19 protein-coding genes are annotated in these 21,591 nt (G+C 72.8%); 12 read left to right on the forward strand and 7 right to left on the reverse strand.

Annotation, left to right across the window (positions count from 1 at the left end):
- Window positions 1–29: 29 nt before the first annotated feature.
- Entirely contained in the window at window positions 30–986 is a 957-nt protein-coding gene (locus tag ACIBN2_RS02870) for an alpha/beta fold hydrolase (RefSeq protein ID WP_399132311.1), read from the reverse strand.
- Window positions 987–1,110: 124 nt separating this feature from the next.
- Here ACIBN2_RS02870 and ACIBN2_RS02875 point away from each other — a divergent pair, with 124 nt between their 5' ends.
- The 10 genes from ACIBN2_RS02875 to ACIBN2_RS02920 all read left to right on the forward strand — a co-directional run bounded on the left by ACIBN2_RS02875 (window position 1,111) and on the right by ACIBN2_RS02920 (window position 14,340).
- Window positions 1,111–3,102, forward strand: a complete 1,992-nt coding sequence (locus ACIBN2_RS02875; protein WP_399132312.1) for a BTAD domain-containing putative transcriptional regulator — start codon at window positions 1,111–1,113, stop codon at window positions 3,100–3,102.
- Window positions 3,103–3,241: 139 nt separating this feature from the next.
- The gene (locus ACIBN2_RS02880; RefSeq protein WP_399132313.1) at window positions 3,242–4,720 is read left to right on the forward strand and encodes a glutamate--cysteine ligase; all 1,479 of its coding nucleotides are present in this window, start codon (window positions 3,242–3,244) and stop codon (window positions 4,718–4,720) included.
- Between the two features lie 108 nt (window positions 4,721–4,828).
- Window positions 4,829–5,335 (forward strand): SigE family RNA polymerase sigma factor, encoded by a 507-nt coding sequence (locus tag ACIBN2_RS02885; protein ID WP_399132314.1) that lies wholly within the window; start codon window positions 4,829–4,831, stop codon window positions 5,333–5,335.
- Window positions 5,336–5,345: 10 nt separating this feature from the next.
- A complete protein-coding gene (locus tag ACIBN2_RS02890; RefSeq protein WP_399132315.1) occupies window positions 5,346–5,861 on the forward strand; it encodes a hypothetical protein in 516 nt (171 codons plus the stop codon).
- A 130-nt stretch (window positions 5,862–5,991) separates the two neighbouring features.
- On the forward strand, window positions 5,992–7,209 hold the full coding sequence (locus ACIBN2_RS02895; protein ID WP_399132871.1) for a glycosyltransferase: 1,218 nt from the start codon (window positions 5,992–5,994) through the stop codon (window positions 7,207–7,209).
- Window positions 7,206–8,474 (forward strand): hypothetical protein, encoded by a 1,269-nt coding sequence (locus ACIBN2_RS02900; RefSeq protein WP_399132316.1) that lies wholly within the window; start codon window positions 7,206–7,208, stop codon window positions 8,472–8,474. Before ACIBN2_RS02895 ends, ACIBN2_RS02900 begins: the two co-directional genes overlap by 4 nt.
- A gap of 590 nt (window positions 8,475–9,064) precedes the next feature.
- Entirely contained in the window at window positions 9,065–10,027 is a 963-nt protein-coding gene (locus ACIBN2_RS02905; RefSeq protein WP_399132317.1) for a LysR family transcriptional regulator, read from the forward strand.
- A 197-nt stretch (window positions 10,028–10,224) separates the two neighbouring features.
- Entirely contained in the window at window positions 10,225–12,213 is a 1,989-nt protein-coding gene (locus tag ACIBN2_RS02910; RefSeq protein ID WP_399132318.1) for a collagenase, read from the forward strand.
- 57 nt (window positions 12,214–12,270) lie between these two features.
- Entirely contained in the window at window positions 12,271–13,029 is a 759-nt protein-coding gene (locus ACIBN2_RS02915; RefSeq protein WP_399132319.1) for an IclR family transcriptional regulator, read from the forward strand.
- A gap of 114 nt (window positions 13,030–13,143) precedes the next feature.
- Window positions 13,144–14,340, forward strand: coding sequence for a PP2C family protein-serine/threonine phosphatase (locus ACIBN2_RS02920; RefSeq protein WP_399132320.1), 1,197 nt, complete (start codon window positions 13,144–13,146; stop codon window positions 14,338–14,340).
- 36 nt (window positions 14,341–14,376) lie between these two features.
- Here the strand turns inward: ACIBN2_RS02920 and ACIBN2_RS02925 are convergent, their stop codons facing one another.
- The 3 genes from ACIBN2_RS02925 to ACIBN2_RS02935 all read right to left on the reverse strand — a co-directional run bounded on the left by ACIBN2_RS02925 (window position 14,377) and on the right by ACIBN2_RS02935 (window position 17,173).
- Entirely contained in the window at window positions 14,377–15,498 is a 1,122-nt protein-coding gene (locus tag ACIBN2_RS02925; protein WP_399132321.1) for a Gfo/Idh/MocA family protein, read from the reverse strand.
- Window positions 15,468–16,178 carry a ThuA domain-containing protein gene (locus ACIBN2_RS02930; RefSeq protein WP_399132322.1) on the reverse strand — a complete coding sequence of 237 codons (711 nt, stop codon included), beginning with the start codon at window positions 16,176–16,178 and terminating at the stop codon, window positions 15,468–15,470. Before ACIBN2_RS02930 ends, ACIBN2_RS02925 begins: the two co-directional genes overlap by 31 nt.
- 143 nt (window positions 16,179–16,321) lie before the next feature.
- Window positions 16,322–17,173 (reverse strand): class I SAM-dependent methyltransferase, encoded by an 852-nt coding sequence (locus tag ACIBN2_RS02935; protein ID WP_399132323.1) that lies wholly within the window; start codon window positions 17,171–17,173, stop codon window positions 16,322–16,324.
- Window positions 17,174–17,248: 75 nt separating this feature from the next.
- Here ACIBN2_RS02935 and ACIBN2_RS02940 point away from each other — a divergent pair, with 75 nt between their 5' ends.
- Window positions 17,249–17,701, forward strand: coding sequence for a helix-turn-helix domain-containing protein (locus tag ACIBN2_RS02940; protein ID WP_399132324.1), 453 nt, complete (start codon window positions 17,249–17,251; stop codon window positions 17,699–17,701).
- An 86-nt stretch (window positions 17,702–17,787) separates the two neighbouring features.
- On the opposite strand, the gene ACIBN2_RS02945 is transcribed toward ACIBN2_RS02940, so the two are convergent.
- A complete protein-coding gene (locus ACIBN2_RS02945; RefSeq protein WP_399132325.1) occupies window positions 17,788–18,561 on the reverse strand; it encodes a dienelactone hydrolase family protein in 774 nt (257 codons plus the stop codon).
- A 97-nt stretch (window positions 18,562–18,658) separates the two neighbouring features.
- Window positions 18,659–19,054 (reverse strand): winged helix-turn-helix transcriptional regulator, encoded by a 396-nt coding sequence (locus ACIBN2_RS02950; RefSeq protein WP_399132326.1) that lies wholly within the window; start codon window positions 19,052–19,054, stop codon window positions 18,659–18,661.
- Between the two features lie 141 nt (window positions 19,055–19,195).
- Between ACIBN2_RS02950 and ACIBN2_RS02955 the strand changes: the two genes are divergently transcribed.
- Entirely contained in the window at window positions 19,196–20,041 is an 846-nt protein-coding gene (locus tag ACIBN2_RS02955) for an SDR family oxidoreductase (RefSeq protein ID WP_399132327.1), read from the forward strand.
- A gap of 81 nt (window positions 20,042–20,122) precedes the next feature.
- Here the strand turns inward: ACIBN2_RS02955 and ACIBN2_RS02960 are convergent, their stop codons facing one another.
- Complete coding sequence (locus ACIBN2_RS02960) at window positions 20,123–21,256, reverse strand: S1 family peptidase (RefSeq protein ID WP_399132872.1); 1,134 nt, start codon at window positions 21,254–21,256, stop codon at window positions 20,123–20,125.
- Window positions 21,257–21,591: the final 335 nt, after the last annotated feature.

Here is a 21,591-nt window from a genome sequence, read left to right on the forward strand (position 1 = left end):
GTTTTTCGCGGTCGGGCCCCTGGGCGGATTCAGCGCGTGAGCAGTTCCCGGAGTTCGCCGGCGACCCGCTCGGGTGCCTCCTCGGCCATGAAGTGGCCGAACCCGACGGTCCGGTGGGCCAGTTGCGCCGCCCAGGACGACCACAGGTCACGGGCGTCGAAGCCGAGGGCCGCGCCCCAGTCCTGCTGGAGCACGGTCACCGGCATCTCCAGCACCCTGCCCGCCTCCCGGTCGGCCCGGTCGTGCTCCAGGTCGACGCGGGCGGAGGCCCGGTAGTCGGCCACGATCGACGGCACCGCCGCGCGGCAGGCGTCCAGGTACGCGGCGCGCACGGCGGCCGGAATCGTCTCGGGGCCACCGCCCCACAGGTCCAGGAAGTGGCCGAAGAAGAGATCCGGCTCGGCGGCGATCATCCGCTCGGGCAGGCCAGGCGGCTGGGCCATCAGATAGAGGTGGAAGCCCACCGCGGCGTCCACGCCGTGCATCACCTGCCACATGTCCGGCGTCGGGAGCACGTCCAGGCAGGCCAGGTGCGTGACGGCGGCCGGGTGGTCGAGCCCGGCGCGGAAGGCGACCAGGGCGCCGCGGTCGTGCCCGGCCAGCGCGAACCGCTCGTGGCCGAGCGCGCGGGCCAGCTCCACCACGTCGGCGGCCATGGTGCGCTTGCTGTAGGCAGCCCCGTCGGTGTCGGCGGGCTTGTCGCTGGCGCCGTAGCCGCGCAGGTCGGGGCAGATCACGGTGTGGTCCGCCGCGAGGTCGGCGGCGACGTGCCGCCACATCAGGTGGGTCTGCGGGAAGCCGTGCAGCAGCAGGACCGGGCTGCCCGAGCCGCCGACGGCGGCGTGGAGCGCGACCCCGTCGGCGACCGGGACCCGGTGGTGCTCGAAGCCGGGAATGGTGGGGCGCGCGAGGGCGGGGGAGGCGGCGTGCCCGGCGGAGGTCACGCCGCTCCGGGCCGTGGTCGGGGAGTGCATGCTGGACGTCACGGTGCGCTGCTTTCGTCGGTGCGGCAGGCATCCGCCTTCGGGCGGACACGACGAGCGTCCCGCGCGCGAATCAGCATCCGGTCAGCACGTACTGTGGCCGGTGAGGCAGGCGCGGGAGGCAAGGATGGAACCGGTCACCTTCGGTGTGCTCGGTCCGGTGGTGGCCTGGGACGGCGCCGGTGACGCGCTGCCGCTGAAGGGCCCGCGGCACCGGGCGGTGCTGGCCCGGCTGATCTCGGCGCGCCGGCGGGTGGTCCCGGTCGCCCGCCTCGTCGCGGACCTGTGGGACGAGCCCGGGACAGGCTCCGCCGGGGCCGTGCAGACCTTCGTCGCCGACCTGCGCCGCGCCCTGGAGCCGGACCGCCCGGCCCGCGCACCGGCCCGGCTGCTGGTGACGGAGGGCCCCGGATACGCGCTGCGCGCCGCGCCGGACGCCGTGGACGCCTGGCGGTTCGAGGCGGCCGTCACCGACGCGGCCAAGGTGCCGTCCGCGAAGGCACTCCAACAGCTCGACGGGGCACTGGAGTTGTGGCGCGGCCCCGCCTACGCCGAGTTCGCGCAGGAGGACTGGGCCCGGGGCGAGCGCGCCCGCCTGGCCGAGCTGCGGCTGGGTGCGGTGGAGCAACGAGCGCGGGTCCGGCTGGACCTGGGCCGGGCGGCCGAGGCCGTACCCGACCTCCACGCCCATGTGAGCGAGCACCCCTGGCGTGAGGAGGGCTGGCGGCTGCTGGCCCTCGCGCTGTACCGCGCCGGCCGCCAGGCGGACGCGCTCGCCGTGCTGCGCCGGGCCCGGACCATGCTGGCCGAGGAGTTGGGCGTGGACCCCGGGCCCGGGCTGCGGCGCCTGGAGACGGACGTCCTCACGCAGAACCCACGCCTCACCCTCCCGGCCGGGCCGTCGAGCGCGGCAGCCCGCCTGTGGACCCAGGTGGCCACGGACTACGACCGCACGGTCGCGGCAGGCGCCCGGGCCCGGCTGGAGTCCACCGTCCAGCTGGTCCGCAACCTGGCGGTGACCGGAGGCGGCGGCCTGCGGGCGGCCCAGGAGCACCGCCTCGCCGCCGTCACCGCGGCGGAGGAGTTCGGTGACCCGGTCCTGACCGCCCGGGTGATCGGTGCCTACGACGTCCCCGCCGTCTGGACCCGCGGCGACGACCCCGACCAGGCGCGGCAGATCGTCGCGGCCGCCGAGCGCGCCCTGGCCGCGCTGCCGCAGGACGGCACGCACACGGTGGCGCGCGGCCGGCTGCTGGCCGCCGTCGCCCTGGAGATGCGCGGCACCCGCTCCCCGCGCGGTCCGCAGGCCGCACGCGAGGCGGAGGACATCGCCCGCCGCCTGGACGACCCCACCCTGCTGGCGTTCGCCCTCAACGGCGCGTTCATGCAGTCCTGCACCCGCGCGGGGCTCGCGGCGCGGCGGGACGCCATCGGCGCGCAACTGGTCGAACTGGCCGCACGCCACGGCCTGGAGAACTTCGAGGTGCTCGGCCGTCTCATCCGCATGCAGGCCCGCAGCGCGCTCGGCGACTTCCCGGCGGCCGACGGGCATGCCGCCGCGGCGGACCGGCTGGCCGAGCGCCACGAGCGACCGCTGGTCGGCGTCTTCACCCAGTGGTACGGCGCACTGCGACTGGCCGCCGCCGGACGGACGCCCGAGGCCGAGGCCGCCTACGAGGCCGCCGCGGAGCGACTGCGCGGCTGCGGCATGCCCGGCCTCGAGCACGGTCTCGTCCCCCTCGCCCGGCTCTGCCTGCGCCTGGCGGACGGCCACACGTCGGCGCGACAGGCCGCCGAACACGTCGACCCGGCCGACGACTGGGGCCCGTACCGCCCGTGGATCGAGCCCTACGTCCACCTGAGTGCCGGCGCCCGCGAGAACGCGGCGGACCTGCTGCGCGCCGCACCGGAACCGCCCGCGGACCTGCTCTACGAGGCACTGTGCTGCGTCCAGGCCGCGGTCGCGCTGGAACTCGGCGACCGCGCGACGCTGGCCCGGCTGCACGCCCGCCTGTCCCCGGCCGCGGGTGAACTCGCGGGAGCGGGCAGCGGATTGATCAGCCTCGGCCCGGTGGACCGCTGGCTCACCGCCATGAGCGAGGGATCTCACTCCGTGTAGCGGAAGGTGTCACTTTCCGTCACTGTGATGCCGTCTCGCCCGTGACCGCAGGACCACGGCCGTTCGACAACTGTGCGGGAACCGTACGAGGTGCGACTCTGGGACGAGAGGTATCCGCCGAGGGGACTCGGGAGGGCCCATGGGACGTGACGTACCCGCCCTGGTGTTCACGCGCGAGGACCGCCGTCGGTACCGGGACAAGATGCACACGTGTCTCGACGTGCTGGCGCAGATGCTGCGCGAGTCCGGCTTCGAGAGCGAGCGCCCCCAGGTGGGGCTGGAGATCGAGCTCAACCTGGTCGACGGCGACGGACGGCCGGCGATGCGGAACACCGAGGTCCTCCAGGCGATCGCCGATCCCGCCTGGTCCAGCGAACTCGGCCGCTTCAACCTGGAGATCAACATCCCGCCGCGGCAGCTGACCGCGGGCGGCCCCGGCGCCTGGGAGCAGGCGATCCGCGACGCCCTCAACCACGCCGAGGAACGTGCGGCCGCCCTGGGCGCGCACATGATCATGATCGGGATCCTGCCGACCCTCGGCGAGGACGACGTGGGGGAGACGGCCCTGTCCGGCGATCCGCGCTACCGCCTGCTCAACGAGCAGATCTTCGCGGCGCGCGGCGAGGACCTGCGGATCCGGGTCGACGGCGTGGAGCACCTGTCGATGTACGCCGACGCCATCACCCCGGAGGCCGCCTGCACCAGCACCCAGTTCCATCTCCAGGTCGCGCCGAAGGAGTTCGCGGACTACTGGAACGCGGCCCAGGCCGTCGCAGGCGTCCAGATCGCCCTGGCCGCCAACTCCCCGTTCCTCTTCGGCAGGGAACTGTGGCGGGAGACCCGCGTCCCCCTCTTCGAGCAGGCCACCGACACCCGCCCCCAGGAGATCAAGGCCCAAGGCGTACGGCCCCGCGTGTGGTTCGGGGAGCGGTGGATCACCAGCGTCTTCGACCTGTTCGAGGAGAACGTGCGCTACTTCCCGGCGCTGCTGCCGCTGTGCGACGACGAGGACCCGCAGCAAAGGCTGGACGCGGGCGGCGTTCCGGAGCTGGGCGAACTGACCCTGCACAACGGCACGATCTACCGCTGGAACCGGCCCGTCTACGCCGTCACCGACAGCGGTCCGCACCTGCGCATCGAGAACCGGGTGCTGCCCGCCGGTCCCACCGTGGCCGACATCATCGCCAACGGCGCCTTCTACTACGGCCTGACGCGCGCCCTGGTCGACGACGACCGGCCGGTGTGGACGCGGATGTCCTTCGCGGTCGCCGAGGAGAACCTGCACGCGGCGGCCCGCGACGGCATCGACGCCCGGCTGTACTGGCCCGGCAGCGGCGAAGTGCCGGTCACCGAGCTGGTGTTGCGGCGTCTGCTGCCCGAGGCCCACCGGGGCCTCGAGCTGGCCGGCATGGACGCGGCCTGGCGCGAACCCCTCCTGGGCATCATCGAGCAGCGCTGCGTCACGGCCCGCAACGGTGCCCTGTGGCAGGCGGAGACCGTCCACCACCTGGAGAAGTCCACCCCCTGCGACCGCCGGGAGGCCCTGCGGCGGATGACCACGACGTACATGGACTACATGCATCTGAACGCACCCGCGCACACGTGGCCCGTGGACTGACCGACCGGCTCCGGATGTAACCCGGATCACAGGGGCGAAGTGCATCGTGACGGGGTGCCCAACGTCTTTTTCTGGGTGTAGGGGGCTGGTCGACCAGGGACGGTGCGTGTGGAACAGAGTCGAGCCGAAGGGTTCGACGGGTTCGTGGCGGCTCGCTGGTCGGCGCTGTTCCACCTCGCCCGTCTGCTCGTGGGAGGCGATCGGCACCGGGCCGAGGACCTGCTCCAGGAAGCCCTGGTCAAGCTCTGGTTCGTCTGGCCCAAGATCGCCGACGAGGCTCCCGAGGCGTATGTGCGCAAGGTGCTGGCGCGGGCGGCGGCGCGCTCGGCGCGGCGGCGCTGGTGGGGTGAGCGCCCGGTCGAGCAGCTGCCGGACCTGCCCGCGGCCGGTGACGTGTCCGCCGCCGTGGCGGAACGCTCGCGGCTGGAGTCCGCGCTGGCCCAACTGCCGCCGCGGCAACGGGCCGCGGTGGTGCTGCGCTACTACCAGGACCTGCCCGAGAAGCAGGTCGCGGAGGTGCTGGGGTGCCCGGTGGGCACCGCCCGCTCGCACGCCTCGCGTGGTGTGGCCCGGCTGCGCCGCATCCTGTCCGACGTCATCGAGCCGGTGGGGTGAAGGGGAGCCGATGGATCACTTCGAGCGGGAGTTGACGCGGATGATGCGCGACACCCAGGAGTACACCCCCTTCGAGGCGGAGGACCGGGTGCGGCTGCGGGCGGGGGTGCAGGCCCGTCGCCGGATCCGCATGGCGCAGAAGGCGGCCGGTTCGGTCCTGGCCGTCGCCGGACTCGGCATCGGCTTCTTCCTGCTGCCCCACGACCCGGGTGAGAACAGGCCGCAGGCACCGCATCCGCGGCCCGCGACGAGCCCGATGTCCCCGAGCCCGAGTCCGACGGGGACGTCGGCGCCTCCGAGCGCGACGGCGACCGCGACCGAGAGCGCCACCGGGGCCGCCGGGCTGCCGTCCGCTCCGGCCACCACGCCGACCTCGACCGGCACTTCGGTTACGACGACCTCCGCGCCGCCCCCGACCGGGACGGCGCTCCCGAACGACACCGGTACGCCCACCGCACCCGCGACACCGTCGGGCACGCCGTCGACGGTGCGGGCGTCCGCGACGGGCTCGGCGGGCTCCGGGTAGCGCGCCGCACCGCACCTGTCCGACTCTCCTCTTTCGACCTCCACTTCGTCAGCCGCATCGCACATCCGCCGTGCGTGCCTTCGGCATGCCCAGCGCCAGTACCCGAACGGGATGGAACGTGACAAACCTGATGGACCAACTGCCGCTCCGCACGCCGCTCCCGGCGCACCAGCGTGAACCCGTCCTGGACGTGGTCGTGCCGGTGTTCAACGAGCAGGCGGACCTGGAGCGGTGCGTACGGCGGTTGCACGCACACCTGCGCGAGACGTTCCCCTACCCGTTCCGGATCACCGTCGCGGACAACGCCAGCACCGACGCGACGCCGCGGATCGCGGCCCGCCTGGCCGCCGAACTGCCCGAGACGCAGTGGCTGCGGCTGGCCGAGAAGGGGCGGGGCCGGGCGCTGCACGCCGCCTGGTCGGGTTCGCGGGCGCCGGTGCTCGCCTACCTCGACGTCGACCTGTCGACCGACCTGGCCGCGCTGCTGCCGCTGGTCGCCCCGCTGATCTCCGGGCACTCCGACATCGCCATCGGCACCCGCCTGGCCCGCGGCTCCCGGGTGGTGCGCGGACCCCGGCGGGAGGTCATCTCCCGTTGCTACAACGCCCTGTTGCGCTCCACGCTCGCGGTGGGCTTCTCCGACGCGCAGTGCGGGTTCAAGGCGGTGCGGCGCGACGTCGCCGAACGGCTGCTGCCCCTGGTGCAGGACTCCGGGTGGTTCTTCGACACGGAGCTGCTGGTCATCGCCGAGCGGGCCGGACTGCGCATCCACGAGGTGCCGGTCGACTGGGTCGACGACCCCGACAGCCGCGTCGACATCCTGTCCACCGCCCTGGCCGACCTGCGCGGCATCGCCAGGATCGGCCGCGCCCTGGCCCGCGGCGCACTCCCGACGGCCGGACTGCGCCGCGGCGACGACGGGCCGTCGAGCGGTCTGGCCGGCCAGTTGCTGCGCTTCTGCGCGGTGGGAGCCGTCAGCACGCTCGGCTACGTACTGCTGTACGGGGCGCTGCGCCCCGCGACGGGACCGCAGGCCGCCAACGCGGCTGCGCTGCTGCTGTGCGCCCTCGCCAACACGGCCGCGAACCGGCGCCTCACCTTCGGACTGCGCGGCCGCGGCGGGGCGCTGCGCCACCACGCCAAGGGCCTGCTGGTCTTCGGGGTCGGACTGGCCCTCACCAGCGGATCGCTCGCCGCGCTGCACCACCTGACGCCCGGGGCGGCACGCTCGACCGAGATCGGCGTGCTCGTCGCCGCCAACCTGGCCGCCACCCTCCTGCGCTTTCTGCTGCTGCGCGCCTGGGTGTTCCCCGCCCGCCGCCGGAAGACGGGATCCCCGGCCGCATGAACGACACCCTGAACCCGGTCGCCCGCCCCGACGCCCGCTCACTCCCGCGTACCGTCAGGGACCGCCTCCCGGGCCTCCTCACGACGGCCCGGCGCAACCTCCGGCACTACGCCCCGGTCCTTGCCATGTACGGCGTACCGAAGCTCATCGGCTTCACCGTCTTCATGCAACTGCTCGACTCCACCGGGGAGTTCCGCAGGAAGGACCCGCGCTTCGGCGGCGGCGCCCACGCCTGGGACGTCCTGGCCAGCTGGGACGGCTGGTGGTACCAGCGGATCGCCGACCACGGCTACGACCCCGCACTCGTCCGGATCCCCGGCGCCTCCGGCCTGATCACCCTGGAAGGCAACTCGGCCGCGTTCTTCCCGCTCTACCCGGCGGCGATGCGGCTGGTCTCCGACGGCACGGGACTCGGCCTCTACGGCGCCGGACTGCTCGTGTCGATCCTCGCGTCGTTCGCCGCCGCACTCGGCATCTACGCCGTCACCGCCCGCTTCGGCGGGCGGCGCGCCGGGCTCGCCGCGGCCGGGCTGTGGGCGGTCTGGCCCGGCTCCGGCACCGAGTGGTCCGGGTACTCGGAGTCCCTCTACGTCGCCCTCGCCGTCTGGGCCTGCCACGCCGTCCTGACCGACCGCTGGCTGATCGCGGGCGTACTCACCTTCGCCGCCGGGCTGAGCCGCCCCACCGCGCTCGCCCTCGTCGCCGCCCTCACCGTCGCCGCGCTGCGCACGCTGCACCGCAGGCAGGAGGACGTCGCCCGTCCGATGACCGCGATCCTCGTCGCGCCGCTCGGCCTCGCGGGCTACCTGCTCTGGGTCGGCGACCGGATGGGCGACCTCACCGGCTACTTCAGACTCCAGAAGGGCGCCTGGGCCCACACCTTCGACTACGGCAGGCAGACGCTCGACGTCTTCACGTCCCTCGCCGTGGGCCGCACCGACTACCTCTTCCCGTGCCTGATCGAGGACCTCATCGGCGTCCTGACCATCCTGCTGGGCCTGCTGCTGATCCCGCTCCTGATCAGGCTGCGCCCGCCCTCCGTGCTGACCGTCTACACGGTCCTCACCTTCGCCCTGGTCCTCGGCAGCCAGCAGATCTTCGGCAACGTCTCCCGCTACCTGCTCCCCGCCTTCCCCCTCTTCATCCCGCTCGCCGTCCGCCTGCGCACCGTGGGGCTTCCGCTGCTGTGCGGACTGCTCGCCGTCACCGCGGTGGCGTCGGGCTCGTACGCGGGATACGTGCTCTTCGAACTGGGCGTCCCCTAGCCCGAGTAGTCCGTCCTGTAACCGAAGTGGTCGGTCCCGCGTCCCGCACGGGAGTTCACGATCCCGCCGGTTCGTCGAGCACGTCGGCACCCCACGCCGCCACCGGCATGAACCGGTGCTCGGCCGCGTACGCCGCCATGCGGGCGTTGCGCCGCTGGGCCTCGGGCCCGTCAGGCAGGTGGAACTCCGCCCCTGCCTGAGCGGATCTGCTCGGGCGGCACGCGGCCAGGGCGTCGCGCAGTTCGGCCCGGTGGACCTGCAGATAGGGTGCCCCGAACTTCCCCTCGACCTCGCGGTCCAGCGCGTAGCCGCAGATCTCGGCCCCGTCGGACCGACCTCACTTCGACGGACTCGCGGACCCCGCACGGTGGGGACCAGCCATCGAGGGCAACTCCGGTGCCGCACAGCGACGTTCCGGCCAACTTTGCCCCTGGCTTCACCCCCTTGCGCCGACGTGGTGCCGCGGTGGCCGACCGGCGTCTTGTGCGCGCCCCGGCCCGCTGGAACGCTTCCCTTCCGTCGGCCGTGACCAGGGCCGCGGAGCGACTCGGGCTCGGCGTGGAGCGCGACGGCGGTGGGGGAGCGGACGGATGGAGCTGGAGCTCCGGCATCTGCGGGTGCTGTGCGCGATCGCGGACGCGGGGAGCGTGGGCCGGGCCGCGGCGGACCTGGGGTACTCGCAACCCGCCGTCAGCGGCCAACTCGGCCGGATCGAGCGGTACTTCGGCGAGCCGCTCTTCGAGCGCGGCGCGACGGGAGTGAGGCCGACGCCGTACTGCGTCGAGGTCGTGGCCCAGTCGCGCGACGTCCTGACCCGCGCCGCCGCGATCGGCTGCCGTCCGGCCGCCGAAGGCGCAAGAGTTCGCAGAACCGTGCGGGTAGCGGCCACCAACTCCCCGGTGCTGTCCGGCATGGTCTCGCGGGTCCGGGCCCGGCTTCCGGACGTCGCGCTCTCCGTGAGCAGCGTCTACGCCTCATCGCGGATCGTCGAACTCCTGGAGGACGGCGCGGTGGACGCGGCCGTCGCCGCCGACTACCCGGGGAGGGAACTGACGCACTCCGACGCGGTGACGCACCGCGGGATCGTCACCGAACCCACCTTCGTGGCGCTGCCCTCCCGCCATCGCCTGGCCCACCGCCCGCAGATCGAGCTGGCCGAACTGGTCGGGGAGTCGTGGTTCCTGACGCCGGACGACGGAGCGGGCTGGCCGGGTGTCTTCCACACGGCCTGCGCGGCGGCCGGCTTCGCACCCGTCGCCGTACACGAATTCCTGGGTGACCAGCAGCAGTTGCAAGGGATGATCGCCGAAGGGCTGGGAGTGTCCGTCGTGCAGGCGACGCTGCGGCCGATCCCGGAGGTGGTGATCAGACCGCTGGCCGGCACACCGCTGTGGTGCCGGTACGTGCTGGCCTGGAGGCGTGACGCGCTGGCCGGGGAGGTGGCGGAGACGCTGTTCCAGTGCGCCACCGCCGCGTATCGCGAACTCGCCGGACGCTCACCGCACTTGAGGGACTGGGTGACACGGACCTGGCGCGGGGGCGGCGGGGCGTAGGCGGGTTCCGGGCTGTGGTGGGCGCGGTGGGCGCGGTGGGCGTGGTGGTGTGGTGGGTTTGGTGGGCGCGGGTGTTATGGCCCGCCGCCGCACAGTGCTATGTCACATTCCATTGTTGACGCGGGCCGCCGCTGAGAAGGTGCCTCACGCGCCTCACCCCTCGCGTCGAGGCGCATCCCTCCGTGAAGGAGCCAGAGATGCGCTACCGCTTCACGCTGCCCGGACGCACATCCGTCACCCTCGCCGTCTGCGTCACCCTCACCGGCCTGCTGTCGACGCCGGCACTCGCGGCACCCCCACCACGGCACGTCATCACCGCCACCGCCACCGCCACCGCCCCCGCCACGACCGCGTCCCGGCCGGCGACACCCCCGCCGGCCGGCCCGGCCGCCGACACCACCGACCACCCCGCCTTACAGAACCGCCCGCTCGCCGCGGCCCAGCTGCCGCCCTTGCAGTCGGCAACCCCAACTACCAGGCCCGGCAAGGAGAATGGACGTAGAGCGACTCCCAAATCGGCCTCCTGCAGTCCGGCCGACTTCGCGGGTCGGACCGGCTCCGCCCTCGTCACCTTCGTCGAAGCCTCGACCACCGGCTGCGTCAACAGCCTGTTCGCCGTGACCGGCACCGACGCCGGCGGCGTCTTCCGGCAGGCGCAGATGGTCACCGTGGCGCGCGCCTTCAGGCAGGAGGCGCGGCGCTACCAGGGCGACAACTCCGGTGGCGTGTGGCAGCTCGTCCTGTTCCTGCGGGCCGGCTACTACGTGCAGTTCAACCACCCGGACGACGTCGGCCCGTACGGCACACCCCTCGCCCGGGCCATCACCTCCGGCCTGGACGCCTTCTTCGCCAACCAGCGCTCCCAGGACGTCACCCCGGCCAACGGCGACGTTCTGGGCGAGGCCGTCGTCCTCACCGACAGCGCCGACCAGCAGGCCCGTTACCTGACCGAGTACCAGCGGCTGCTCGACGCCTACGACAGCTCCTACGACGCCGTCGACAGCATGGTCGCGGCCGTCAACGACGTCTACACCCCGCTCTGGCGCGGCAATTGGAACCCCGCCTACGTCGACGCGGTCACCGCCGACCCGGGTGTCGTGCAAACCCTGCGCGCCTTCGCGCTCGCGCACCTGGACCTGCTCGGCACCGACCGCGCGTATCTGGACTCCAACGCCGGTATGAACGTGGCCCGTTACGTGGAGCACGCAGCCCTGCGCGACACGGTCCGGCCCCTCGCCAAAGACCTGCTCGACGCCTCGCAGATCACCGGCCCCACCGCCGGTCTCTGGGTCGCGGTGGCCACCCAGGCCGACGCCTACGACCGCGCCGACTGCGCGTACTACGGCATCTGCGACCTGCCCGCCCGGCTGACCGACGCCGCCCTGCCGATCACGCACACCTGCGACGCGACCCACACCGTACGGGCCCAGGCGCTCACACCCGCCGACCTCGACGCGGTCTGCGCCCAACTGCGCGCCCAGGACCCGTACTTCGAGGACGTCGTCAAGGGCGACGGCCCCATACCGGGCCAGTACCTGTCGACGGTCGAACTCGTCGTCTTCGGCAGCCGCGCGGACTACCGGACCTACGCCGGGGCGATCTACGGCGTCAGCACCGACAACGGCGGCATCACGCTGACGGGAGACCCGTCCGACCCCGCCAACCAGCCGCTGTCGATCATGTACCAGAAGGAGACCGACGACGGCTTCCCGGCCCGGGTCTGGAACCTCAACCACGAGTACACGCACGTCCTCGACGCCCGCTACGACATGAAGGGCGACTTCGCCCAGCAGACGTCGGTGCCGGACGTGTGGTGGATCGAGGGCCTGGCCGAGTACGTCTCCTACGGCTACCGCGGCCGCACCGACGAGCAGGCGGTCGCGGAGGCGGGCAGACACACCTACCGGCTGAGCACGCTGTTCCAGAACACGTACGCCAACAGCGACGTGACGCGCACCTACCCCTGGGGCTATCTGGCGGTCCGGTACATGGCCGAGCGGCACCCCGCGGACATCCAGCGCATGCTCGCCCGCTTCCGCGTCGGTGACTACCCGGGCGGACACGCCGTCTACGCCACCGGCGTCGGCACCCGCTACGACGCCGACTTCGACCAGTGGCTCACGGCGTGCGCCGCGGGCGCCTGTGTCGAACCCGGCCACTCCCACTCCGGGGCCCGTACATCCTGACCGGTGCACCGCCCCGCTCACGTTGCCCCCTCCGGGCGCCTGCCGCACCCTTGAGGCATGGGTGCGGACGACGGCCCCACGCTGATCACCTCCGTCCAGCGGGCCTTGCGGCTGCTGGAGGCGGTGAGCGCGCACGAGAACGGCGCACCGGCGAAACAGTTGGCGCGTGAGACGGGGCTGCCCCTGGCCACCGCCTACCACCTGCTGCGGACCCTCGTCCACGACGGCTACCTGCGCAAACTCGGCGACGGCAGGTTCGTCCTCGGGGACCGGATGCAGACACTGCAGACCATGGGCCGCGCCCAGGCGCTGCTCAGCCGGGTCCGCCCCACGCTGGCCGCGCTGCGGGACGAACTCGCGACCGCCGCGTACCTCACCTTCTACGAGGACGGCGAGATCCGGGTCGCCGAGATCGTCGACAGCCCCCGGGCGCCCCGCGTCGACCTCTGGGTGGGTTTCGAGGACGCGGGGCACGCCACCGCCCTCGGCAAGGCCGTCCTGCGGGAACTCGACGAGGACGCCCGCATGGACTACCTCTCCCGGCACCACCTCGCCGACCTCACCCCGCGAACGATCACCAGCCTGCCCGAACTGCTGCGGCGACTGGACTCCCCGCCCGAGGCCCCGGCCGTCACGGACCTGGAGGAGTACACCCTGGGCACGGTCTGCGTCGCGGTGCCCGTCTACAGCGGGGAGACTCTCGGCTCCCTCGGCGTCTCGCTGCCGGTGGAGCGCCTCCACCGGGTGCCGGACATCCGGGAGCGGCTGCTCCCGGCCGCGAGCCGCGTGACCAGGGGGCTGTCGCTCACTATCTGAAAATCCGCTTCTTGTGAAGGCCCGAGGCGAGGCCGTTTCCTGGATGAAGCAGGCATTTCGCCATCGCGCCCCGATCCCCCGTGCGCCCACACAGAAGAGGACAGCGAAAGACACATGAGGCAGGTCCGCCAGCGTGACGACGGCCGTCGGCCCCTTTGGTCGCTGAGGTACCGAGCGGACGGCCGGGGGGCCTCGGCCCGCAGGCGCGCCTTCGCGCTGCTGGCGGCGCCCGCGCCCGTCCTGCCCGCTCTGATCGTCGCCGTGATCGTGCTCGCCGACCTGGCCGGCGGAGCGCGGACGTGCTGGCTGCCGCTGCTCGCGGCCGGGCCCGCCCTGGCCGCGTGCACCAACGGGCCGCGCGGTGTCCTGTGCGTCGGACTGCTCGCCGTGGTGCTGGGCGCGAGCCTCGGCGCCTGGGACGGCAATCCGCACCAGGGACTGGCGGCCGTGCTGTCCGCCCTGGTGGCCGTCACGCTGGCGAGCGCCCTGGCCAGCAGGCTGCGCGCCGGACGCGAACGGGTGCTCGCGGCGGTGCGCTCGGTCGCGGAGACCGCCCAGCACGCACTGCTCAAACCCGTGCCGCAGACCGTCGGCCCCTTCCAGGTGGCCGTCCGCTACAGCGCGGCGGCGGCCGAGGCCCGCATCGGCGGCGACCTGTACGCGCTGATACCCACGCCGTACGGGGTGCGAATGATCGTCGGCGACGTTCGCGGCAAGGGGCTGCCCGCCGTGGGGACCGCCGCGCTGGTGCTCGGTGTGTTCCGCGAGGCCGCCTGGGACGAGCCCGATCTGCTCGCCGTCGTCGACCGGATCGAGCGGAGCCTCGCGCGCAACCTCGGCAGCGACGACTTCGTCACCGCCGTGGTCGCCGGTCACCCGGGGCCGGGGCAGCTGGAGATGGTCAACTGCGGGCACGCGCCGCCGCTGCTGGTGCGCGCCTCCGGCGACGTCGAGGCCATGGAGCCCACCCAGCCTGCCCCGCCCCTCGGGCTGCGCGCCCTCACCGATCACGCCCCCGGCCTTCAGGTGCTGCCCTTCGCCGACGGGGACCAGCTGCTGCTCTACACGGACGGGGTCACCGAGGCACGCGACGGCGGCCGCGAGTTCTACCCGCTCGACGAGGGGCTGGCCCGCCACGTCTGCGACGACCCGGCCCGCACTCTCGACGCACTCCACGGCGAGCTGCTGGACCACGTGGGGGGCCGCCTCCACGACGACGCGGCACTGCTCCTGCTCCGCAAGCCGGCGGCCACCGAGCCGGCGACGGCGGCCGGAGCCGGCGGCAGGGACGCGCCCGCCGCGGCGGCGTGACGCTCGTCGTCCAGGGTGTCCGCCCCGCCGCCGTGCTCAGCGTGCCGCGGGCCGGCCCTCCCCTCTCCACTGCGCGGCGGCCGTGAGTGGAACCGGGGCGGGCGGCGGTGTCGCCGTCGTCAGCTCGATCCGCCGTCCCTCGGCCGACGAGCGCAGCAGGGCGGTCATCGTCTCCAGCACGTGCAGGGCGAGATCACCACTGGCCCGCGGCCCCCGCGAGGCGTCGGCGGCGATGAAGTCGAGCAGACCGACGCCCCGTGCGCCCTCGGCGTAGCCCGCCGACGGCGGCAGCGTGCGCCACTGCGTGCCGCCGAGACCGAAGAGGCGGACCTCGCCGTCGAAGCAGTTCGGATCCGGCACCGACAGGGTCCCCCTCTCGCCGTGGACCTCGATCGGCGCGGCCGTGGTGGCGACGCCGTCGAAGCTCGTGGTGATCGTCGTCAGGGCCCCGCTCGTGTGCTCCAGCACTCCGGAGACATGGCTGTCCACCTCCACCGGGATCCGCTCGCCCGCGCGCGGGCCGGAACCGATGACCCGCTCGCTGCGCAACCGGCTGGACGCTCCGGTCACGGACCGCACCGGACCCAGCAGGTGGACCAGGGACGCCAGGTAGTACGGCCCCATGTCGAGCAGCGGACCGCCGCCGGGGGCGTAGTAGAAGTCGGGCTGAGGATGCCAGCGCTCGTGGCCCGGTGTCACCATCACCGCCGTGGCGAACAGCGGGCGCCCGACGGCCCCCGCCTCCACGGCCGCCCGCGCCGTCTGTATCCCGGTGCCCAGGACGGTGTCCGGCGCGCACCCCACACCGACGCCCGCCTTCGCGGCCGCCTCCAGGACGGCCCGCGCGTCGTCCAGCGTCGCGGCCAGCGGCTTCTCCCCGTAGACGTGCTTGCCGCGGGCGACGGCGCCGAGGGCGATCCCGGCGTGGGCGGCCGGGACGGTGAGGTTCAGCACCGTGTCCACGTCCGGGCTGCTCAGCAGCTCCTCGACGGTGAGCGCCGCCGCAGCGGGCAGCTCGGCGGCGACGGAGACCGAGCGCGCGGCGTCGAGATCGGCGACCGCGGTGACGCGTACGGCGGGATGGCCGGCCAGGGTGTCCAGGTACGCGCGCGAGATGACGCCGAGCCCTACGACGCCGATGCGGTGCGCGTCGCCCACAGCATGCCCCTCTCGATGACGGTGCGGACGTTCGGGTCCTCCAGGACGTCCAGGCTGTGCCCCGGGGTCGTCACGACGATCCGCCCGGCACCCCACCTGCGGGTCCAGATCGCGGGAACGGTCACGGGCCGGTGCCACGGCTGCCACGAGCGGGCCGGGTGCGTGGTGGTGGCCAGGACGTCGATCAGGTCGTCGTGCAGCACCCAGTACTGCTCGGTGCACAGCTCGAAGTCCTCGATGCCCGCGGTCACGGGGTGCTCGCGGCCGAGCTCGGTGATGCCGACGACATGCGGCAGGAAGTTGTCCTCCGCCTCGCCCCGGCGCTCGCACGGCTCCTTGCCCGGGTGCGTCGCGAACTGCCCGCCCACCAGGTGGAGATAGTCGGAGGAGGCGCGGAAGGAGTCGACGATGCCGCCGTGCCAGCCGGTGAACCCGGTGCCGGCCTCGACCGCCGAGGTCAGCCCCGACAGCTGCTCGGCCGTGATCTCCGACATCGAGACGCACTGCACCACGAGGTCCGTGCCGGCCATCTCGGTGGCGTCGGCGTAGACCTCGGTCGACTCCTCGATCCGGACGGTGAAACCGTTCTTGTCGAGGAAGGGCAGGAACAACTCCGTCGCCTCGACCGGGCGGTGTCCCTCCCATCCGCCGCGAACGATCAGGGCCTTCTTGCGCGTCATCTTGTTCCTCACCCCGGACAGCGGAGTCCTCACTATGCGCCAGTCGCCGGTGCCGGGGGAAGGGTGCTTGGATCAACGAAAAGTTTCGCGGCCGGGCCCCGCCCGCGGCCGTACGTGACGTCGCCGCTCAGCCGCTCAACTGCTCAGTGGGCGACGGAGTCGGAGGACACCCGGGCGTCCACGACCCAGACGGCCGCGGTGAAACGGACGTCGGAGCCCTGCACAAAGGTCTCGAAGGCGGCGCGGACCGTCTCGACGACCTGTCGGCGCGTCCGCGCGTCCAGTTCGTCCATGACCTGGCTCAGGGGGCCCAGCCGGGTGAAGTAGCGCTCCAGCTCCGGCTCCGGCAGGACACACTCCACGTCGGCCGGCCGGACGTCGATCCCGGACCAGCCGCTCTCCGCCAGGATGTGGCGGACCTTGTCCGCGTCGGCGAACGCGAACTGCCCCGGCTGCCCCGGGCTGCGGACCGGGAGGTCGAGCAGCGGCGCGGCGGCACGTTCGGCCGTCGTCATGAACGGATTCTCCTCTGAGCCGCGCCACACGACGAGCCGGAGCCGGGCGTCGTCCGTCGCGGCCCGGCGCAGATTCGCGAACGCCTTGACGGAGTCACCGAAGAACATGACACCGAAGCGCGAGACGACGGCGTCGAAGACGGCGGGCTCGAACGGGTGGTCCTGTGCGTCGCCGTGGATGAACGACGCCGGTGTGCCCTCCCGTTCGGAGCGCTCGCGGGCGGCCGTCACCAGCGGTTCGGAGATGTCGACGCCGACACAGTGTCCGGCGGGGCCGAGCCGTCTGGCGACGGCCAGCGTGACGCCGCCGGTGCCGCAGCCGACGTCGAGCACACGACGGCGTTGTCCGGCGGGCACGGCATCGGTGAGCAGGGGCTCGATGTTCCGGAACATCCCGTCGAGTACCGGCTGCAACTCGACCCACGCATGGCCGCCGGGCCCGTTCCAGCGGTCGCCATAGGTCCCAGGTGTGGCATCCATGATCGTCTCCTTCTCGTTGCGTCCGTCCGGCCGGGATGACACCGTGCCACTTCAAGTCGACTTGAGGTAAAGAGAATGACAGAGCTGGACATAGCCGACGTGGCGCAGCGCGCCGGGGTTCCCGCCTCGACGCTGCGTTTCTACGAGGAGAAGGGCCTGATCACCGCTAGCGGCAGACGGGGCCTGCGCCGGCAGTACGACCCCGCCGTACTGGACCGCCTGGCGCTGATCGCGCTGGGGCGCACCGCAGGTTTCTCGCTCGACGAGATCGCACGCATGCTCGCGCCGGACGGGCAGCCGGCGCTCGACCGGGAGATGCTCGCGGCCAAGGCGGAGGAGTTGGACAGGACGATCCGCGAACTCGGCGTCCTGCGCGACTCCCTGCGTCACGCCGCGGCCTGCCCCGCGCCGAGCCACGCGGAGTGCCCCACCTTCCGCCGCCTCCTCGAAGCGGCCGCGTCCGGGGCGGTCGCCGTACCGAGAAGACGCACCGGCCTCGGACCGCGAACGACCGGACACGCCGGCTGATCTCCACGGGCGTACCGGCGTATCGGGGCACCCGTGTTCGCCGCTGCCTCGGACGGTCCCCGTGCGCGCGAGCGCGTGCCCGGCGGCTAACGGTCCCCGTGAGCCGGCTCCACCGAATTGCCCTTGTCTGCAGGGGTGTTGACGAGATGGCGGCAGACAAAGTCCCGCCAGAGGGTTACGGCGCCGGCCTTGGTCTCGGCGTGTGGGCCGCTGTAGCCGATCAGTTCCTTGTCCGGCGATCCCAGTGCGTCGAAGAGGGCGAGTTGGCCGTCCCTGGGGAAGACTTCGTCGTGCCACTGGACGTGAAACAGGGCCGGGGCGGTGATCGCCGCGGCGTCCGCCGCCATGCGCCTCGAGGCGTCCAACCCCCGGTGCATGCGCGGTGTCTGCCGCAGCCCGAACTTTCCGAGGACGACGCAACGCAGCCGACGGCCCAGGGCTGCCGCGAGAGGAACACCGAACCGCGCTCCCATCGACATCCCGAGATACGCGAGGCGATCACCGTCCGCGAGCCCCGCGGCATCAAGAGCGTTCACGGATTCCCGCCAGTCGTCCACCATCCGATCGAGGACGACCTCGATCCCCTCGTCGGCGATCCGGGCCTGGTATTCCGCCGCGGGCAACGGACTTGGGACGCGATCGCCGTGATAGGGCCCGTCGATCGCGAGCACGGCACAACCGGCCCGAGACGCGAACCACCGGCCCAGACCGATGTTCCGCTCACTTCGCTTGTGGCCGCTGCCACCGTGCCCCAGCAGGACCAGGGGAGGCGGCGGCGAGTCGGCCGGGGGAGGCAGCCACACCGCGCCCGGAACGGTCCGGGCTTCCGAGTTCAGGCGCAGGCGAAACGTGCGCTCCACACAACCGGCCTCCAGGCCACGGCGGTCGGCCCACTCGATCGCGTCGTTCCCGGACGCGGACGCGGACACAGATGCGGACACGGACGCGGACACGGAATCACGCCGAGCCGTCGTCGTAGGTCTGCCGGGCCTGTTCGACACTGCCGAGATGGTCGGCGGCCCATTCGGAGAGATGCGCGAACAACGGGGCGAGGCTGCGGCCGAGTTCGCTGATCTCGTACTCGACGCGCGGAGGCACCTCCGGGTGATACGTGCGCACGACGAGGCCGTCACGCTCCAACTGCCGCAGCCGCTGCGTGAGTACCTTGGGCGTGATCTTCGTGATGCGCCGTTCCAGCTCGACGAAGCGCTGCCGGCCGTAGGTGTGCAGGCTCCACAGGATCGGTGTGGTCCAGCGGCTGAACACGATGTCGACGACCGGGCTGATCGGGCAGGCAACCTCCGGATCGGCCGCGGCGGTTGCCGTCCGTATCCCCTTGTCGGCCATGCGCATCCCTTCGGGGTAGCCACTTTCCTGTAGGTACCTACTATACCGGCGGTGTTAGCGTCCCCAAGGCGCCCGGACGACAGGTCCACGCGGCGCCGACGCCCGCTCGGGCTTCAGCAACCACGCGTCAAGACAAAGGAGTTGGTCATGATCGTAGTGACGGGGGCGACTGGCAACGTGGGCCGATCGCTCGTGCGGAGTCTGGCGGCAGCCGGCCGGCAGGTATCCGCCACATCCCGCAGCATCGCGGCCGCCGACGTACCGCAAGGAGTGCGTCACCACCCGGCGGACCTCACCGACCCGGAGACCCTCCGGCCCGCCTTCGAGGGAGCCGACGCGCTGTTCCTGCAGAACGGCGGCCCCAGCGCCCACCTGCTCGACCCGCACGCCATCCTCGGCGTCGCCAAGGCCGCCGGCATCACACGTGTCGTGCTGCTGTCCTCCCAAGGAGCCGCCACCCGGCCCGAGTCCGCCTCCCACGGGGGCACGGCCCGCGCCATCGAGGACGCCGTGACGCGGTCGGCGCTGGACTGGACGATCCTGCGCCCGGGCGGATTCGACTCCAACGCCCATGCCTGGGCCGAGTCCGTCCGCACCCGACGCGTCGTGGCCGCACCCTTCGCCGACATCGGGCTGCCCTTGATCGACCCGTCCGACATCGCCGAGATCGGCGCGGCGACGCTGTGCGAGGACGGTCACGCCGGACGGACCTACGAACTCACCGGTCCCGCCCTCGTCACGCCCCGCCAAGCGGCCCGGGCCCTCGGCGCCGCCCTCGGTGAACCGGTCCGCTTCGACGAGCTGACCCGCGCCGAAGCGCGCGCCGGGATGCTGCAGTTCATGCCCGGGCCCGTGGTCGACACCACGCTCGACATCCTCGGCGCACCGACCCCCGCCGAGCAGCGGGTCAGCCCCGACGTCGAACAGCTCCTCGGCCGCAGGCCGCGCACGTTCGCCGACTGGGCGCACGACCACGTCGCCGCCTTCCGGTAGACGAGGCAGCGGCGCCCCCGTGCAGGACGGGCTTCGCCGGCCCTTGCCCGGCGAAGCCCGTTCAGCCGCAGCGGTGCGGGATCACGCGGTGTGCAGCGTCAGCCCGTAGCGGTTGAGGATCTCGTTGATGGGCTGGTACCAGGTCTCGCCGCCGGAGCTGCAGTCGCCCCAGCCGCCGGAGGTGACGCCCTGGGCCTGGTCGCCGCTGATGAAGGAGCCGCCGGAGTCGCCGGGCTCGGCGCAGACGTTGGTCTTCGTCATCTCATGGACGGCGCCCTGGCTGTAGTTGACCGTCTCGTTCTTGGCCAGGACGGTGCCGCAGTGCCAGTGCGAGGTGGAGCCGGAGCGGCAGATCGACGCACCGACGGGGGCTTCGGCGGAGCCGCGGACGAGCTGGTCGGAGACCGTGCCCCAGCCGAGCACGACCGGTACGGTCCACCAGCCGCTGCCCACGTTCACCCAGGAGTAGTCGTTGTCCGGGAACGACGAGCCCTGGAAGTTGCCGATGTACGAGTGGTCCCAGCCGTACACCGCGCCGGTGTGCTGGTCGCAGTGCCCGGCGGAGACGAAGCCGCCGTACACCGAGAAGCCGATGGAGCAGCGGACGTTGCCGGTGTAGTACGGGTCGCCGCCGACGGTGCCGGCCGAGAGGGTCCGCGGCGCCTTGTCCGTGTGCTGCACGGTGACCGGGCCGGCCTTGCGCGCCCGCGTCAGGAACGCACGGACATCGTTGTCATCGCGGTGTGCGGTGACGACGTCCACGACGACCTTGTTCGCCTTGGTGTCGACGTACCAGTTGCTGACGCCGGCGGGCGCGGGCAGGGCGTCGATACGGGCCTTCGCCGCGTCGAGCTGCCGTGCGCTGTGCTGGACGAGGCGTACGGACGCGCCGGTCGCGCGCACGGCGTCGGTGTCCGCGCCGCGAGTGACGGCCACGGTCAGCCTGCCGCTCGCGGCGTCGAACCAGGAGCCGCCGTAGGAGGACCCGGCGGCGTGCTTCGCCTTCCGTTCGACGGCCGTCGCCGTCTTCTCCGCGGCCAGACGCGCCTCGGCCTGGCTCTTGGTCAGGCCGAAGTCGTGCTGCATCGCGGACAGGAGCGAGGCGGAGGCGGGTGCTTCGGCGGAGGGTGCGGGGGAGCCGGCGGCGGAGGCCGGCTGGGTGTTCGCGGTCGCCCAGGTGCCCAGCAGGAGAAGTGCGGGCAGGGCTGTGCGCATCGCTGTTGTGCGTCTCAAGGCAGTGGCCCCTTCGTTGTTCCAGCAGACGTGGGGGTGGAACAGCAGAACGGTGAGAGCGCTCTCAGGCGTGCGTGGCCGAGCATAGCGGGGGATCATGGGCAGGTCCATGCCAATGCCATGGGCGGCCACTCGGGATTCTTCGGGCTCGGAGTCACCGGTCTGCGTCCCCGGGAGCCGCCGGTCGCGCCCCCGGGAGTCGCCGGTCTGCGCCCCCGGAGTCGTCGGACAGCGCCCCCTAGGGTGGCCTGTTCACGCCCGCGACCTGCCCCTCCAGGTGCGGGAACTTCCCGCAGGGGGGTTGTCCAGACATGCCT

The sequence above is a fragment of the Streptomyces sp. NPDC050534 genome (genome assembly GCF_044457745.1).
Lineage (GTDB): Bacteria > Actinomycetota > Actinomycetes > Streptomycetales > Streptomycetaceae > Streptomyces.

What these genes read in the sequence shown, in the direction of transcription:
- ACIBN2_RS02875 (WP_399132312.1), top strand. Translation starts at nt 1,111, where the DNA reads ATGGAACCGGTCACCTTCGGTGTGCTCGGTCCGGTGGTGGCCTGGGAC.
- ACIBN2_RS02880 (WP_399132313.1), top strand. Translation starts at nt 3,242, where the DNA reads ATGGGACGTGACGTACCCGCCCTGGTGTTCACGCGCGAGGACCGCCGT.
- ACIBN2_RS02890 (WP_399132315.1), top strand. Translation starts at nt 5,346, where the DNA reads ATGGATCACTTCGAGCGGGAGTTGACGCGGATGATGCGCGACACCCAG.
- ACIBN2_RS02895 (WP_399132871.1), top strand. Translation starts at nt 5,992, where the DNA reads ATGGACCAACTGCCGCTCCGCACGCCGCTCCCGGCGCACCAGCGTGAA.
- ACIBN2_RS02900 (WP_399132316.1), top strand. Translation starts at nt 7,206, where the DNA reads ATGAACGACACCCTGAACCCGGTCGCCCGCCCCGACGCCCGCTCACTC.
- ACIBN2_RS02905 (WP_399132317.1), top strand. Translation starts at nt 9,065, where the DNA reads ATGGAGCTGGAGCTCCGGCATCTGCGGGTGCTGTGCGCGATCGCGGAC.
- ACIBN2_RS02910 (WP_399132318.1), top strand. Translation starts at nt 10,225, where the DNA reads ATGCGCTACCGCTTCACGCTGCCCGGACGCACATCCGTCACCCTCGCC.
- ACIBN2_RS02915 (WP_399132319.1), top strand. Translation starts at nt 12,271, where the DNA reads ATGGGTGCGGACGACGGCCCCACGCTGATCACCTCCGTCCAGCGGGCC.
- ACIBN2_RS02920 (WP_399132320.1), top strand. Translation starts at nt 13,144, where the DNA reads ATGAGGCAGGTCCGCCAGCGTGACGACGGCCGTCGGCCCCTTTGGTCG.
- ACIBN2_RS02930 (WP_399132322.1), bottom strand. Translation starts at nt 16,178, where the DNA reads ATGACGCGCAAGAAGGCCCTGATCGTTCGCGGCGGATGGGAGGGACAC.
- ACIBN2_RS02935 (WP_399132323.1), bottom strand. Translation starts at nt 17,173, where the DNA reads ATGGATGCCACACCTGGGACCTATGGCGACCGCTGGAACGGGCCCGGC.
- ACIBN2_RS02940 (WP_399132324.1), top strand. Translation starts at nt 17,249, where the DNA reads ATGACAGAGCTGGACATAGCCGACGTGGCGCAGCGCGCCGGGGTTCCC.
- ACIBN2_RS02950 (WP_399132326.1), bottom strand. Translation starts at nt 19,054, where the DNA reads ATGCGCATGGCCGACAAGGGGATACGGACGGCAACCGCCGCGGCCGAT.
- ACIBN2_RS02955 (WP_399132327.1), top strand. Translation starts at nt 19,196, where the DNA reads ATGATCGTAGTGACGGGGGCGACTGGCAACGTGGGCCGATCGCTCGTG.
- ACIBN2_RS02960 (WP_399132872.1), bottom strand. Translation starts at nt 21,256, where the DNA reads ATGCGCACAGCCCTGCCCGCACTTCTCCTGCTGGGCACCTGGGCGACC.